This window comes from Erythrobacter ani (genome assembly GCF_019204025.1).
Lineage (GTDB): Bacteria > Pseudomonadota > Alphaproteobacteria > Sphingomonadales > Sphingomonadaceae > Erythrobacter > Erythrobacter ani.
In genome coordinates this window covers 434,725-449,487 of the sequence record NZ_JAGSPB010000002.1, presented here as the reverse complement: position 1 = coordinate 449,487, position 14,763 = coordinate 434,725, and the positions used below count along the sequence as shown (strand labels likewise).

12 protein-coding genes are annotated in these 14,763 nt (G+C 55.0%); 4 read left to right on the top strand and 8 right to left on the bottom strand.

Annotated elements, in window-relative coordinates; genetic code table 11:
• The first annotated feature begins 207 nt into the window (after nucleotides 1-207).
• Together kdsA and KCG45_RS09095 are read left to right on the top strand one after the other, a co-directional pair.
• Nucleotides 208-1,062, top strand: coding sequence for a 3-deoxy-8-phosphooctulonate synthase (kdsA, locus tag KCG45_RS09100; RefSeq protein WP_218316948.1), 855 nt, complete (start codon nucleotides 208-210; stop codon nucleotides 1,060-1,062).
• 2 nt (nucleotides 1,063-1,064) lie between these two features.
• Entirely contained in the window at nucleotides 1,065-2,096 is a 1,032-nt protein-coding gene (locus tag KCG45_RS09095) for a phytanoyl-CoA dioxygenase family protein (protein WP_218316947.1), read from the top strand.
• Between the two features lie 32 nt (nucleotides 2,097-2,128).
• Here KCG45_RS09095 and KCG45_RS09090 read toward each other — a convergent pair whose 3' ends face one another.
• Nucleotides 2,129-3,253, bottom strand: a complete 1,125-nt coding sequence (locus KCG45_RS09090; protein ID WP_218316946.1) for a polysaccharide biosynthesis/export family protein — start codon at nucleotides 3,251-3,253, stop codon at nucleotides 2,129-2,131.
• A 146-nt stretch (nucleotides 3,254-3,399) separates the two neighbouring features.
• Between KCG45_RS09090 and KCG45_RS09085 the strand changes: the two genes are divergently transcribed.
• Nucleotides 3,400-5,139 carry a glycosyltransferase family 2 protein gene (locus KCG45_RS09085; protein ID WP_218316945.1) on the top strand — a complete coding sequence of 580 codons (1,740 nt, stop codon included), beginning with the start codon at nucleotides 3,400-3,402 and terminating at the stop codon, nucleotides 5,137-5,139.
• A gap of 99 nt (nucleotides 5,140-5,238) precedes the next feature.
• Here the strand turns inward: KCG45_RS09085 and wecB are convergent, their stop codons facing one another.
• The gene (wecB, locus tag KCG45_RS09080; protein WP_369410765.1) at nucleotides 5,239-6,366 is read right to left on the bottom strand and encodes a non-hydrolyzing UDP-N-acetylglucosamine 2-epimerase; all 1,128 of its coding nucleotides are present in this window, start codon (nucleotides 6,364-6,366) and stop codon (nucleotides 5,239-5,241) included.
• 666 nt (nucleotides 6,367-7,032) lie between these two features.
• Between wecB and KCG45_RS09075 the strand changes: the two genes are divergently transcribed.
• A complete protein-coding gene (locus KCG45_RS09075) occupies nucleotides 7,033-7,740 on the top strand; it encodes a hypothetical protein (protein ID WP_218316944.1) in 708 nt (235 codons plus the stop codon).
• A gap of 93 nt (nucleotides 7,741-7,833) precedes the next feature.
• Here the strand turns inward: KCG45_RS09075 and KCG45_RS09070 are convergent, their stop codons facing one another.
• The 6 genes from KCG45_RS09070 to KCG45_RS09045 all read right to left on the bottom strand — a co-directional run bounded on the left by KCG45_RS09070 (nucleotide 7,834) and on the right by KCG45_RS09045 (nucleotide 14,749).
• Nucleotides 7,834-10,572, bottom strand: coding sequence for a glycosyltransferase (locus KCG45_RS09070; protein ID WP_218316943.1), 2,739 nt, complete (start codon nucleotides 10,570-10,572; stop codon nucleotides 7,834-7,836).
• A 12-nt stretch (nucleotides 10,573-10,584) separates the two neighbouring features.
• Nucleotides 10,585-10,998: a hypothetical protein gene (locus tag KCG45_RS09065; RefSeq protein WP_218316942.1), complete on the bottom strand. Its 414-nt coding sequence runs from the start codon at nucleotides 10,996-10,998 to the stop codon at nucleotides 10,585-10,587.
• A 124-nt stretch (nucleotides 10,999-11,122) separates the two neighbouring features.
• On the bottom strand, nucleotides 11,123-11,770 hold the full coding sequence (locus KCG45_RS09060; protein WP_218317606.1) for an ABC transporter ATP-binding protein: 648 nt from the start codon (nucleotides 11,768-11,770) through the stop codon (nucleotides 11,123-11,125).
• The gene (locus KCG45_RS09055; protein WP_218316941.1) at nucleotides 11,767-12,549 is read right to left on the bottom strand and encodes an ABC transporter permease; all 783 of its coding nucleotides are present in this window, start codon (nucleotides 12,547-12,549) and stop codon (nucleotides 11,767-11,769) included. The genes KCG45_RS09060 and KCG45_RS09055 overlap by 4 nt, the downstream gene beginning before the upstream one ends.
• Nucleotides 12,550-12,553: 4 nt before the next feature.
• Nucleotides 12,554-13,717, bottom strand: a complete 1,164-nt coding sequence (locus tag KCG45_RS09050) for a KpsE/RkpR family capsule polysaccharide export protein (RefSeq protein ID WP_218316940.1) — start codon at nucleotides 13,715-13,717, stop codon at nucleotides 12,554-12,556.
• A gap of 234 nt (nucleotides 13,718-13,951) precedes the next feature.
• Nucleotides 13,952-14,749 (bottom strand): DUF5672 family protein, encoded by a 798-nt coding sequence (locus tag KCG45_RS09045; protein ID WP_218316939.1) that lies wholly within the window; start codon nucleotides 14,747-14,749, stop codon nucleotides 13,952-13,954.
• Nucleotides 14,750-14,763 lie beyond the last annotated feature (14 nt).

Sequence of the window (14,763 nt, the reverse complement as noted above, 5' to 3'; positions counted from 1 at the left end):
TTCTGTAACACTCTGGCAATTTAGTTTTCGAAGGTTATTTAAGCCTTAAAGTCACGCTAGGGCAGGTATAGAGCACTCGCCCGCCCACCGCGGCATTGTCAAGGCACCGAAAGTCAAAAGCTGTGTTGCCGGGCTGCAGCCTGTAACACTTGCGACGAACTGTTGAAAAATTGACACATGTTCGCGCCCTGGAAGGAATTCAAGCCAATGAAACTTTGTGGCCGCAAAGTAACAGGAAGCAGCCCGCTTTTCGTGATTGCTGGCCCGTGCGTCATCGAAAGCGAGCAACACTCGCTGAAGATCGCCGATACGCTTGCCGGGATCGCCGAACGGCTGGAAATCTTGCTAATATTCAAGAGCTCGTTCGACAAGGCGAACCGTACTTCCGGGGACTCCTTTCGGGGCCCCGGGCTAGAGGAAGGTCTGAAAATCCTCGAAAAAGTGCGCGGCGAAACCGGGCTGCCTGTGCTGACTGACGTGCATGAGCCATCTCAGGTCGCGGCCGTCGCAGAAGCCGTCGATGTGCTCCAGACCCCCGCGTTTCTCGCACGGCAGACCGATTTCATTGCAGCGGTGGCGGCTTCCGGAAAACCGGTAAACATCAAGAAGGCACAGTTTATGGCGCCCGCGGACATGCAGAATGTCGTCGCGAAGGCGCAGAGTGCGGCGAAGGCATCCGGCCATGACCCCGACAATTTCATGGTTTGCGAGCGCGGCACGTCATTCGGCTACAACACTCTCGTCTCGGATATGCGCGGCCTTTCGATCATGGCGGAGACTGGCTGCCCGGTCGTATTCGACGCAACCCATTCGGTGCAGCAGCCTGGCGGCCTTGGATCGCGCTCAGGCGGTCAAAGCGAATACGTGCCACTGCTCGCCCGTGCAGCGGTTGCGGCAGGTGTGTCGGGCGTATTCATGGAAACCCATGATGATCCCGCTTCGGCACTGTCCGACGGACCGAATGCGCTTCCGCTCGAGAAGTTCGAAAGCTTGGTGACCAATCTCATGGCTATCGACGAGATTGCGAAGTCCGCGCTCAAGTCGGATGCTGAGGGCGGCTGACCATGAGCTTTTTTGAGAGCGCCAAGGCGGTTCTCCTGGCGCCGATCCGTGTTCTACAGCTTGGCACGTCAGCCAAGAGCTTCCTGGACCATCCCTTGATCGGTTCGGAACGATTGAACCGTATGGGCCTTCATCGGGCCAGGGTCCGCGCGGCCGACGCGCTTTGCCGGGCGCGGCGGCGGCGCCTCGCGCGGCATGTGCGCGCGGAATGGAAAGAGGCGTTCGATCGCGACGGGTTCGTGGTCGTTAAAAACGTCGTGCCCGAGGATGATTTCGCTGCATTGCGCGCCGCGATTCTGGAAACCGAATGGCCGGCGCGGGAAATGCGCCAAGGAGATGCAATCACGAGGCGTATCGCGATCGATCCCGATATGCTCGCCGAGGTTCCCGCCTTGAAGCGCCTGCTCCGCCGCAAAGACATCAATGCGCTGTTCCACTACGTCGCAAGCTTTCGCACGACCCCATTGCATTACATCCAAACGATCGTCTCGAGGTCTGGCGACGAAGGCCCGGATCCGCAGCAGGAGGTTCACGCGGACAGCTTTCATGCTTCAATGAAAGCCTGGCTATTCCTCAACCGGGTAACCGAGGATGACGGACCATTCACGTATGTGCCCGGCTCGCATCGCTTCACCCAGGAGCGGTTGGATTGGGAACACCAAAGGAGCCTTCGCGATCCGCAGTCGATCGATCGACTTTCGGCCCGCGGATCGCCTCGCGTGGATAATGCTTCGCTTGCTGAAATGAACCTTGGCAAGGCCGAACCCCTGCCGCTTCCCCCGAACACTCTGGTCGTTGCGGACACCGGCGGCTTCCATGCTCGCGGGCCCTCTCGGAAGCCCGGGGCACGAGTGGAGATCTGGTCGTATGCGAGGCGAAACCCGTTCTGGCCGTGGACCGGCGGGGACTTTCTCAGCCTGCGCGGAGTGGCCGAACGGCGCGTCGGCTGGCTCTGGTCGTTCCGTGACCGCTTCGAGGACCAGATCGGCCAGCCTTGGCAGCCCGTCGGGAAACGCCGCCCATCCGAAGACTGAGCGCGGCGCCTCCCGAACCTCTTCCCGATGCGCTAGTTCTCTAGATTGTTGGCCACAGCGGTTGCCGTCACGATTGGCGTGAAAAGCTGACCGATCGTCTGGATCAATCGCAGGGGCTGATTAGATGCGGAATTTCCGAAATAGAGCACATCATCGTCGCGCAAGGAAAACTGCTGCGCGAGGAAAAACGTCGGTGTCTGCATCATGTTGAAATGGTAGACTGTCGGCTGCATCCCGTCTTCACCGGCATAGCGGAACAGAAAAATGGCCTTGGGGTTGCCAGCATTTGCATTGGGCCCGCCAGCCATGGCAATCGCTTCGACGACGCTCATCTGATCGCGCATGAAAGGCAATTGCTGTACTCGGCCCGATGCACCCAGAACGGAGAATGTCATCGGCTCCGCCAATACGGTCAGGCGATCACCCGGATACGCGCGCAGGCCATTATAGGCACCCGCCATGACATCGCTCAGACGAAGCCTCGCTGTATTCTCGCCTCGCTCGACGAGAAGCACCAAATCCTTCGCTTCGCCGCGATAACCGCCCGATAACGCAATAGCGTCTGCGAAGCTCTCGCGATTGGTCCGAAGGACAAGCCGCCCCGGTACGGCAACCTCTCCTCCGACGATGATCGAATTGCCCACAACTTCTTCGAGACTGACAGAAACCTGCGGATCCTGAGAAAGGCCACGGAGCCCCAGACGGATTTTTTCCTGCACGTCCGTAACCGTGTTTCCGAGCACGAAAATGCGGCCGACATACGGGATTTCGATCATTCCGTTATCATCCACGCGGCGAGGTGGAAGCTCCTGCGCGCGAACGGATGGATCGAATACGCCGGAATCTCCGGACGCTCGACCCTGACCTGCAAAAAGCGATACACCCGCTTCGAAGATTGTGATCGAGAGCAAGTCGCCCGGTCCGATCATGTCAGAAGGCGGCGGATCGCGATCGGGCAGCTGCAACGCCGCAGGAACGACGGGCGCAGGTACAGCGGCAATTGAATCGACCGGTACAATGTCGATGTTCAACCCGGTGTCCTGCGCTTCTTCCGCAGATTCCTTGATCTGGCCGCCAGTGGGGCCACTCGAGGGAAGGGTCGCGCATGCGCCAAGCGAAAAGAGCGCAATTGTCGATAAAAACAATTTGAGTTTCATGATGAATTCGTTCGAGATTAGCGTATGGGACGCTCCTCTATCGAAGAAGCAGTGTCAGGCCTAGCCCGTTGCAAAACAAATTCAAACAGCGAGCCGCTGCTGATGCACCTCACGGCGGACCGATACCGCGCTTGAGGGACCTGCTTTTGCTGATTGCGACCAGGCCCGATCGGTTGATAGCGGTCGGTTGGTGGAAGCTTATCGGGAAGAAGCTCCGCGCGCGGTATCGGTTCGAAGATGCGATCGCCGCGATGCCTTTCGCTCACGAACGCTGGTTGCACGATTGTGGACAAGTCGACCGGGCTGAGATCGAGGCGGCCAAGGACCGCGGGCGGACGATCACGATCTGCGTACATCTTCACCTCTCCGGAGAAGATGACGCCGAGAAAGTGCGCGCAACGCTTGCGTCAATTCGCGATCAGAGCGTTCCCGGCACCAAGGTCCTGATTACGAGCGAGGAAGGCGCAACCGGCCTATCCAACCGGCAACCCGGTGGTCACATATTCGTTGGCACTGGCAACAGCCGGGCAGACGGCGTGCGCGCCGCGCTTCTGAAAGCACAAGAGGTTGGGATCGAGTGGCTCATCCCTGTTGCTGTCGGCGATGCCCTGCCCCGCCATGCAGTCGCGGCTTACACGGCCCATGTCCTGCGACACACAGGTAATCTACTTCCTGCAGTGCTGTACGGTGACCAAGATGAATTTTCACCCAGGTTCCAGAGCGCCAATGCCTGGTTGAAGCCGGAATTCGATCGCCGGATGCTGTGGTCGCAAGACTACGTGAGCCGCGCGTGCGCATTGCTCGTCGGTGCGACTTTGCCTGTGATCCAGGGAGAGGTCGACCGGATGCCGCAAACCCTGTTCGAGCTCATCGCGATTTTGGCAATCAGTCTACCTGATGGCGGTGTTGAGCACGTACCGAGGGCCACCGCACGCACCGCGTCCGGGCAATGGTGCGTCGAAGCCCCATCGCTCTTGGCGGCCATCGGCGGCACGGTTGCAGGCTTCGACACCATCGAATCCGGCCCATTCGGCACCGTTCAGTTGCGCTGGCCCCTGCCCGCAACCCATCCACTAGTGAGCATCATAGTCGCCACCCGCGACCGGGTCGAGCTACTCAAACCCTGCGTCGACGGCGTGCTGAACGACACCGATTACTCCGAGATCGAAGTGATCATCGTGGACAACGATAGCCGCGATTCTGAAACGCTCGAATACATGGAAAGCGCGGCGCGCGATCACCGCGTTCGCGTGGTGCGCTGGCCGCATCCTTTCAACTATTCGGCGATCAACAATTTCGGTGCGACCTTCGCTTCCGGCGAGTATTTCTGTTTGCTCAACAACGATATCGAAATCGTCGAGCCGCAATGGCTGACCGAACTCTTGCGCGAAGCATCGCGGCCGGGGGTCGGGGCCGTCGGCGCCAGATTGCTCTATCCCGACCGGTCAATCCAACATGCCGGTGTCGCAATTGGGATCGGAAACGCAGCCGGCCATGCGCATCGCGGCCTAATCGAAGGCGATCCCGGTTATTACGCGCAAGCTCTCGTCGCACGCGGAGCAAGCGCCGTGACGGCAGCGTGCCTGTTGCTCGCAAAGGAGCATTTCGACGCGGTTGGCGGACTCGATGAGGAGCATCTTGCCGTCGCGTATAACGACGTCGATCTCTGCCTGAAGCTGCGCGAGCGTGGCCTCCAAAACATCTACACGCCGGCAGCGACGCTCATCCATCACGAAAGCAAATCGCGCGGTCAGGATTACGCGCCTGAAAACCTAGAGCGTTTCTTAAAAGAACTTGAATGCTTCCAGCAGCGCTGGAACACCCGTGACGTCATCGATCCGTGGCATCATCCCGCACTCAACCGAAGCAGTGAAGTTTACCGCTAAGGCGGCGATAGCAGTCGGGAAGGCTTTGATATTTTGTTTTATCACTGAACTTTGTCTGCTGGTTTCCCAACCTCATGGTCCAAGGCAACAAATCTTCCTTTAACTGTCTGGGCTCAAGCGTGTCAGCGTCGCCGCAATTCGTTCGGCCGCTTTCCCATCCCCATAGGGATTCATAGCCCGCGCCATCGCGGTGTAGGCGTCGTCATCATTCAACAGAGTGAGAGCAGCATCGCGAATTTTGTCGGTGTCAGTGCCCACGAGGCGAACCGTGCCCGCATCCAACGCCTCTGGTCGCTCTGTCGTGTTGCGCATGACCAGGACCGGTTTGCCAAGCGACGGAGCTTCCTCTTGGACCCCGCCCGAATCCGTGATGACGAAGTGAGAGCGTCGCATGAGCCAGACAAACGGAAGATATTCCTGCGGTTCGATCAAATGAACGTCCGTAGTATCGCCCAGGATGCGGTTCACCGGTGCCTGAACATTCGGGTTGAGATGGACGGGATAGACGATTTGCGCATCTCCGTGATCGCTGATCTCCTTCAACGCGCGACATATGTTTTCGAACCCTTCGCCGAAGTTCTCGCGGCGATGTCCGGTTACGAGGATCATCCGGCGCCCGTCTTCGATGAAAGGAAAGCGTGCGCGCAGATCGCCGTCGAGCGCTTTGTCTGAGTCCAAACTGGCAACCACCTGATGCAAGGCATCGATGACTGTGTTCCCAGTCACGACAATGCGCGTATCGTCTACATTTTCAGCAAGAAGACTCTGGCGTGCCGTTTCGGTCGGTGCAAAATGCAAATCTGCAAGACGACCGACGATCATCCGATTGGCCTCTTCCGGCCACGGTTCGTACATATTGCCGGTGCGCAACCCTGCCTCGACATGCCCTACAGGCACTTGCGCGTAAAAAGCCGCGAGAGCGCCCGCCATCGTGGTAGTCGTGTCGCCATGCACAAGGAGACGATCGTAATTTCCATCCTTCAGCACATCTCGCAAGGCCATGATGATATTTGCAGTTATGTCGGTGAGATCCTGTCCGGGCTTCATGACGTCCAGGTCGAAATCCGGTGAAATATCGAAGAGCGAAAGCACTTGGTCCAGCATTTCACGATGTTGAGCAGTTACGCACACATCAAGCTCAATACCGGGAGCGCTTCTTAGCCGGTGAACAACCGGCGCCATCTTGATCGCTTCCGGACGGGTGCCGAAAACCATGAGAACCTTCACATCGAATCCTTAGCCGAGAATTTGCCTTGCAAAACGCGCCCTGCCAATTTCAGCCAGACAACGAGTGGTGATGTTCGATACGCTTGTCGCTTCATAAAGGGTTTTGACGGCACGGTGTATCGATGCCTCCATCGCTCTTACGTAGATTGCTCACAGAGTGGTGTGCGGCGACAGTTAGACCAAAGTGCGATCCATAGAGTTTCATGCCAAATGGTCCGTAGTTCGATTTCACCTACTGTTGGCACGTCAAGACTTTGAAGCAAGACTAAGATACCGGTTGCGACTCAGGAAAGACACGATGGTCATACTCACCGAATGATTGATGGCTAGCTGCCAAGCGATCATATCACGGTGGAAGTGACGTTCTCCGTATGGGGGCACAAGCGAGTTGGCACCGGGAGAAGGATCACTGAATTTCTGGTAGGTAAATAGCGCCAAGTACACATGAGACCATTTGCTTAGCAGAAGCCAAGTGAACCAAATGGGAAAGCCCAGCTAGTCGTTTTGAGCGTTCCGCACGCGAGCTGAGTCCAAACATGAGGAATCAATTTACAAAACACACGGGATGCGAGATCGATAAAGGGAAGATCGGAACAGAATGTGCTTGAACGATCTACGTTTTGAGAGGGAAAGTGCTTTGAACCATAATGTGAAAATTATCGGATAATGGCTGAGAATAACGATGGTGTTGACGGTGATTTTACCACCACTGGAAAGTCGGCAACAGAGCTTGATTGCTTGCGATCAGAACTAGGCGAATTGCAATCAAAATTGGAGGCTGCTCAATCAGAGCTAAATGAAAACGCGCGCGTAATCTTGGAATTGAAAGAGCAGCTGGCTACAAACGCTCGAAATAATGCGGCGAAGCTGACTGAGATTAACGAAAGATATGGGGAGCTTCGCACGGATCATGCTAGACTAGGACAGAAGCTTCTATGCAAAGAGAAAGACTTTCACCAATATACGACCCAGCATGAAGACAGTAAATTGCGTGACCATATCTTAGTTCAGCTGAAAAAGTCCCAATTCCAATTTCAAAAAGCTTTAGGACGTCCCTTCTTTTTAAAAATGCGCCGGCGCGCCGAAACAAGAATAAAGAACGACGCGGAACTTGTGGCTTCTTCCGGATTTTTCGATACCGAATGGTACTTGGCAAGCAACCTGGACATTCAACAAGACGATGTCGATCCGGTTTGGCACTTCGTGACTTCCGGAGCATATGACCTTCGCGATCCAGGGCCGCGATTCAGTTCCTTCAAGTATCACAAGGCCAACCCGGACGTCACGGACGAGGGCATACCGGCCCTGTTGCACTACCTGCGAAATGGGCGCCTCGAAAATCGCTCAGTCTTCAAGGTCGGCGACCTTATCTAATGCTCGATGCCTAGTCCGAGATCTTGAGTGGGATCAGTCAAACAACGCAATCAGCCTCCTGTACGAACCGGACACGGATCCAACTGTATCGAACTAAGCCAAGGCGCTGGCTTGGATCATCTCGGCCCTCCGCCGGCATGCGTCGCTCATCTTGCGAAGTTGCATCCGTGCAGCATCCAATGCGAGAACCGCATCAACTATCCACGAAACAGAATCCGGCGGTATTACGATACCGGTCTCACCGCTCACGACGAGGGTCGGCGGCGCCCCTCGATCATAACAGATCACAGGTCGCCCGGCTGCCATAGCTTCCGCAACGGTGCGCCCGAAGCTCTCGGCAAACTTTGAAAGGCTCAGCACGACGTCCGCCTGACGGATGGCGTCCTTGGGGTCAGTTGCGTACCCCATGACCTCAACGTTCGATGGGAGCGGTTCCAGTGCAGACAAGTCGGATGTTGGCGGCCCGAATATGAGAAAACGGATCGGCTGCCCCATCCATGCAATCGTCTTGGCTGCGGCGACAAATTCCCTGATACCTTTCTTTTCGATATTGCTACTTATCAAGGCAAATTTGAGAACAGTGCCCGGCTTATAGGGCAAATCGAATAGTGAGCCGTCTACGGCGTTTGGCCTGACGGTACATCGTTCCCGGCAATTGAGCCATTCTAGAACCGGCACAGACGGCATTATAAACCGATCTACCTGATCGAGTAAGTCCTGGCGTAGAGCTTCGGCGTTCATGCTCAAGGTGCGACACAAAGGCATGTCTTCAGCTGGGAGCTCGCGGACGTACATTACGCTCGGAACAGCCTCTGCCCGAGCAGCCAATAGCGGTGCTTCCAAAACGACCGTATTTACATGCACCTCATCCGGCCGGTACCTGTCAATCATCGCACGGATCGCTTCTACCGTCGTGGAATTGGCGGGATGCAATCCGTTACGCCAAGTTTGAGGTAAGATTTCGACTGCGGCACTAATTGCACGTAGTCGGTCGAAGTATTCGCGGCTTGGCATACTCGGCAGCACAACCACCGGTGCAAAACCGTCGCGTACCAAGCGGGCGACAACATCAAGAAAGCTGCGCTCCGCACCGAAGAGAGTTCGGCCTGCCGTGTGGGCAAAAATGAGAATTACAGGCGTATCGGGGAGCAATTCAGCGAGTGCACCTTCAAACTTGGGAAGCCCGTTCCCGTCCTCTCTGTCCATTTTGATATGCTCGAGAAGAGGGTTTGTATTGGCGTCCAATTGGTAGGCCTCGCGATAGGCGCTCGTGCTGAACAATGGCCCAGGATCGCGCCCTTCTTCGGCGCCCGTTTCGAGATAGTGACGCGCGGCGCTTATTCCGGATTCCAGAACGTCAGGATAGGCAATCTGATACCATTCCTCGTCCAATAGCCCAGACGTCGATAGCAGATCATAATCGCTCGCAGGGCCTTCAGGGTCGCCCAGCGCTATTGCTTCTGGAATGCGGAAAGGTCGATGGGGCGGGCATCGATCTAGCTGCAATTCGCTCGCCTCAGCGGCTTGACCATGCCAAGCATGCGCTGCCTCATTGTAGTCCCGCCTTATACCTCCAAACTGCGTACGAAAATGCGTCGCGCTCTGGCTTGTCAGCGATTCAGGCAATGTTCGAGCAAATGAAAGCGGCACCCCTCGACATACTTCTCTGATTGCATTGGCGCCGAAAGCAGAAAGGATACGATAATAATACTCTGTGTCAGCGTTGACTCTGACACGATCCCAAAAACCCAGTTCTTCCCTTAACTCAGCCCTGATCATCAACGATGAAACGTTGCGGTGAATCCAACTCTCCTCCACGCGCCAGAGGGTCATTTCAAGTTCACTACCCGCGCGTACCCAGTGTGAGACTGATGCCTTCAGCGTCCTGTCAGCGATCAACGGGAGGACTTGCTCTTCTATCTTTTGTGGATGCGACCAGTCGTCAGAGTCATGCACTGTGACAAACTCTCCTCGGGCCTCTGCAAAGCCCTGGTTCCGCGCAAGATACGCACCTTGGTTCTCGCCGAGGTCGATGACCCTAATTCGTTCGTCTTGAAACGCAGCCCCGCGGGCAACAGAAAGGCTTTCGTCCGACGAACCGTCATTCACGAGAAGAATTTCAAGATTTCGCCAGCTTTGCGCCTGAAGTCCTTCAATTGCTGTGGACAATTCATTAGCCGCATTAAAGACTGGGACAATGACGCTGACTAACGGATTGCCGCTAATATCGCGGCGCTGGGCGGAGTGTGGCATACCTTTCAGTCGATCAAATAGATTGCCCTCACCCCCGCAGAGCGTGACTGCAGCAAGCCCAGATCGAGAGAACATTTCGCTAAGGATCACTGAGAGGTCGTCAAGGCTCGCTCCCTCCGCCTTGGCCAGCAAGAAACGAGCTAGATGAAAATCGCTTGTCTCAGCAAAACGTTTGACACCTTTTTCAAAGATTGACTGCGCTGCAGCGAGTTCGCCACATTTGAGAAACAAATCCATAGCGAGAAGAAAAGGGCCTGGATGCGCTATCGCTTGGATTTGGTCAGTATGAGAATGAAACGCGAGAATTGCATGGCGAGCGCTCTCGAAATCCTGGAGTTCGAAATACCAACGGGCCAGTACCCAGCCCGCGGCAGCCCGCTCTGTGACCGGTCCGTGATCGAGCAAGGCCCTTAAACGCGGTAGGGCACGATCTCGGTAACCACGCCACAGCAAATGCTCCAAATGAAGAGCATGCACCTTTTTCGTGGGATCAACACCATCACTATGCTCCGACTGCAACCATTCGAAACTATCGGTTTGTTCGAACCCAGAACCCTTCGATTTCTGTCTCGAGTTCAACGCTCGCCCCCGTCAACCAAGCGGCCGACCTTCAGAAATTCCAATCTCCGCGTAGTGAACCAGTGCGGGCCAACTCGCCAAGGCGGCGTCTGGATTTGCGAGATAATAATCCATTGTGTTAAAGTTTGGTCCTGGATCACGCCCTTCGAACGCTCCGACACGCACATAGTGTTCCGAAGATTCGAATTCGCTCAGATCAATTTCTTGATAAGTGTCTTGATACCATTCGTGGCAGAAAAGCTCACTGTTTCTTACGAGCTCGCATTGACGGACTATTGAGGGCAATCCCTTGGCAGGCCCATTATTCGCGACCGCATACATGGAGTGGATCAACCCGATCTCCAATTTATGTCTGTACGTCAGATCGGCGATCTCGGAACGTAAAATCCGCTGTATATCTAAATCGTATTTATGGTCAGCCGGCATCTTGACTCGCAATCGCTTCAACCATCAATCTGTCAACGTGCAAGTCAGTCCAGTTCATACTGGTAACGAAGCAGAGGAAGATCACGAACATCGACACACTCCCCGTCGCCCAGATGACCTTTGGTTAAAGCGCCTCATAAACGGAAATCGCTTCGTTCACATCTTCATACACAGTCGCATTTCCGTTCTTCAATACTATGGCCCGGTTACAATAACGCCGAACGGTTGAGAGGCTATGGGACGCGAGGAGAAGTGCCCTATCCGTCCGCTTCTCAAAAAATTCATCCTTGCATTTATCTTGAAAATTCTTGTCGCCAACCATGATGACCTCGTCGATCAGGTAACATTCAAATTCAATGGCGAGAGATAGAGCGAAAGCCAAACGAGCGCGCATACCGGACGAGTATCGTTTGACCGGCATTTGGAGCTGGCTGCCGAGCTCGGTGAATTCTTCGACGAAAGCGCGCATCTCCGCATATGGCTTATCATATATACGAGAGATAAACCGCGCGTTGTCATAGCCTGTGAGACTGCCTTGGAATCCGCCAGTAAAGCCTAGCGGCCAAGAGCAGCTCATTCTTCTGATGATTTTGCCAGAGGTCGGCATCTCTACACCGCCGATAAGACGGATGAGAGTGGATTTGCCAGCGCCATTGCGCCCAAGCAAGCCGATCCTGTCGCGCGGGTTGATGCTGAAATCAACGCCATCCAGTACAATTTTGTCAGTCTTGCCTGCTCGATAGGTCTTATGGACATTGCGACAATGAATCATGCCAGAGCCAGAGTTCGACGTACTCGGCGACATAACACCAATCCTACCAACAAGCAGACGATCGAGATGCCGAGCGCTTTTGGTAGGTCGTAATACGGTGTCACAAGATCACCAAAGAGACCGTAGCGCATCAATTCCATACCGCTTACGAGTGGAGACCACATCATAGCTTCACGTATATTTGGTGGCAGCCAGGCAGCAAAATTAAAGACCCCCGAAAAAGGGATGGCGATATAGACAGTAATGGGGATGAGCTTCTCAATAGCTTCTGACATTTCAGAAAACGGAGCCAGCAACGTTGCGACTGATAACACGAAGAAGATATAGATTGCCCAGCCCCCAACAAGAGCACTGATGTCAGCAGGGAACGGGAAGAAGCCCAAGAACCCCAATACAATCCCAGCAAAGATGTATGCCATAGTTGCTCCGATTGCCTCGATAGTCACTCTGACAAATATAAAATCCAATACCTTCACTTGACGATGATACAACAATGAACCGTTGGTCTGAAATATTTTAGCTGAACGACCAATCGATTGGCGCAAAAACGTCAAGGGTATGTAACCGCTCGCCACAAACGCAATCACGCTGATACCGCTATCGTCGGGTGCGCGAAGGAAGGTCCAAACGATCCCCACCAATCCGGCGAAAAGCAGCGGCTCAGCCATGATCCACAGAAAACCGATATTTTCTCGACCGAAACGCGTGATCAGCTCACGGACCATTAGGGCATGGGCAACCCTGAATTGAACTTTCAATCCTTTTGAGAAACTTGACATAACTCTATTCTTCGGGTGCGTGCTCGCGAATTCCAACAGCCAGCATCCATCCTACGAGGTACAAGCATAGAGACGCAAAGATCACGGCAAGGATGTTCTTCAATCGTGCAGGTAGAATGGCTGCGTCCGGAAGGTTTGGCTCGACGACACGCTCAATGTAATACTGTTGCCTCTCGGCCTCCACCCTAGCTTGCTCAAGCGCTGCATTGGCTACGGTCAGCAATTGGGTAGCGAACTCCTGCTCGACGATCAGGTTCTCGTATTCCGTCAATCGCGATGCAAGGCCATCTGGCGTACCGACTGCTCGCGCAGTTTGCGATGCGATTTGCTGCGACACCGCCGCAATACGCTCTTCGAGGGCTGGAATCGAGGGATGATCGCCAGCTATACGCCGAATCTGCGTCAACTGCGCACGCAGCGCGGCTTCTTGGGTAATAAGCCCGTCCGAAACTGCCAGCACCCCTAAGCCTTGCTGCTGTGGGTCGAGAATTTCAGCGGTGTTCCGATAGGCACCCAATCGTATACGCGCATCCCTAACTCGCACTTGAGCTTCAGCCACTCTCGCCTCAGCCTCGTCGATTGCCTGTGAGTTCACGCGTTGATTTAGACGATTGACGAGCTCCTCGCTTAATCGAAGAAGGCCCAGATTGATTGATTGCGCCTCTTCAGGGGTGAAGGCCTTAACGCTCAATTGCGTCAGGCCGGTTTGCGGGTCGGGAAGCGCCGACACCATGGAGCCATAATAAGTGAAGAGATCTTCAAACGAACCAGTTTGATGGATGAGAGGAAAGCGGCTAAAAAAATCGGCTTCCTGAGAAGCGAAGGCACCCCGTACATCAATATTCTCTGTCAAACCGGACAGGGCATCGCGCGATTGGATAAAGCCAATGATTTCGCTTGCTTGATCTTGTCCGCCGCCAAAGCCGCCACCTTGCAGTATAGCACCGATCGCCCCACCGCCGGACTGCTTTTGATCCGGCCCCTTGATGACAAACCGCGATTCAGACACGTAGATATCGGCTGCTATAAAGCCGAAATACAATATCCCAAACAGCGACGGCAGCAAGACGAAGGCGGAAAACCACCGCCAGCGGCGCAACATAGCCAGGAACCGATTTTCCTTAACGGTTGCCTCGGCCTGGCGTTGGAGTTCCGGATCGTGATGCATGGGCAATCAGTTTCACTCAGTAATAATCAGGGCGGCGTTCAGAGACCGCGCGCAAAACAGTGGCGCGGCATGACGGCGATGGCTAGCAGCAGTCAGATGAATATCCCAAGAATATTTGAGGATTAGCGTCGTTCTGCAGCTTGCATCGGCAGGCCTCGCGCACGGATGAGTGGCGATTAGGCCAACCCTGTCCGTAAAACAAGGTAAATGCGATGATCAACCGCGATCGAAAGCTCAACGCTTAGGCAAAACCATGTCCGCCAAACGATCACCGACCATTCGCAACGAGCGCCGTCCGCCATGCTCTCCGTGTTGCACAGCGCGGCGCAGCGTTCCGAAATCGGGTTTCAGGCTGCCCCTTTCGTCGAGCGACAGATAAACCTCCCAAAACCCCTCCGCTCCCAACACTTTTGGCATCAGGAATACCCCGTGATAGCCAAAGGTCCGGCTTGGATCGCTCGCTCGCTCCGCGGCAAACTTGTCTGCCAGTTCCACCGGTGCGAAACGTATTCCGCTCTGATCGAGCAGAGTACGGTTGGTCCGACAAATGGCCACATCTTCTGGATGGTGGCTTTCGAAACCGGGTGCTCGACACGCATCCATCAGCTTGCGAGTGCGGAGGGAGAATCCTCCGTTCCCGACGCAATGTCCGTCGCCAAATTGCGGCCAACTGGCACCGACATAATCGTATTCGAGGAATTCAGGACTCCAGCAAGCGGGATCGATAATGTGCCCGTCCCACTGAACGACCAAGCAGTGACTGCTCTCGATGTGATCGACCAATTGCTCAAGTATGAATTGGGAATAGGCCGCAGACGTGGTGAGCTCCCCAATCTTTACAACGCGAATTCCTTCGCCGACCACGAGCCCGACCTGCTCCAGATCGACGTCCGTAAACAATATCGCATCAGCCGGTTCGACATACGCAAGGCTGGTTTTGAGCGCCAAGATGGTCGCTTCAACATTGGTCGAACTCGCCGCGCAGATAGTGACTTCTGGCAGCGTCAGGCGCTCCGAGGGTATCGGCGGCATGAGAGAGTTTGCAA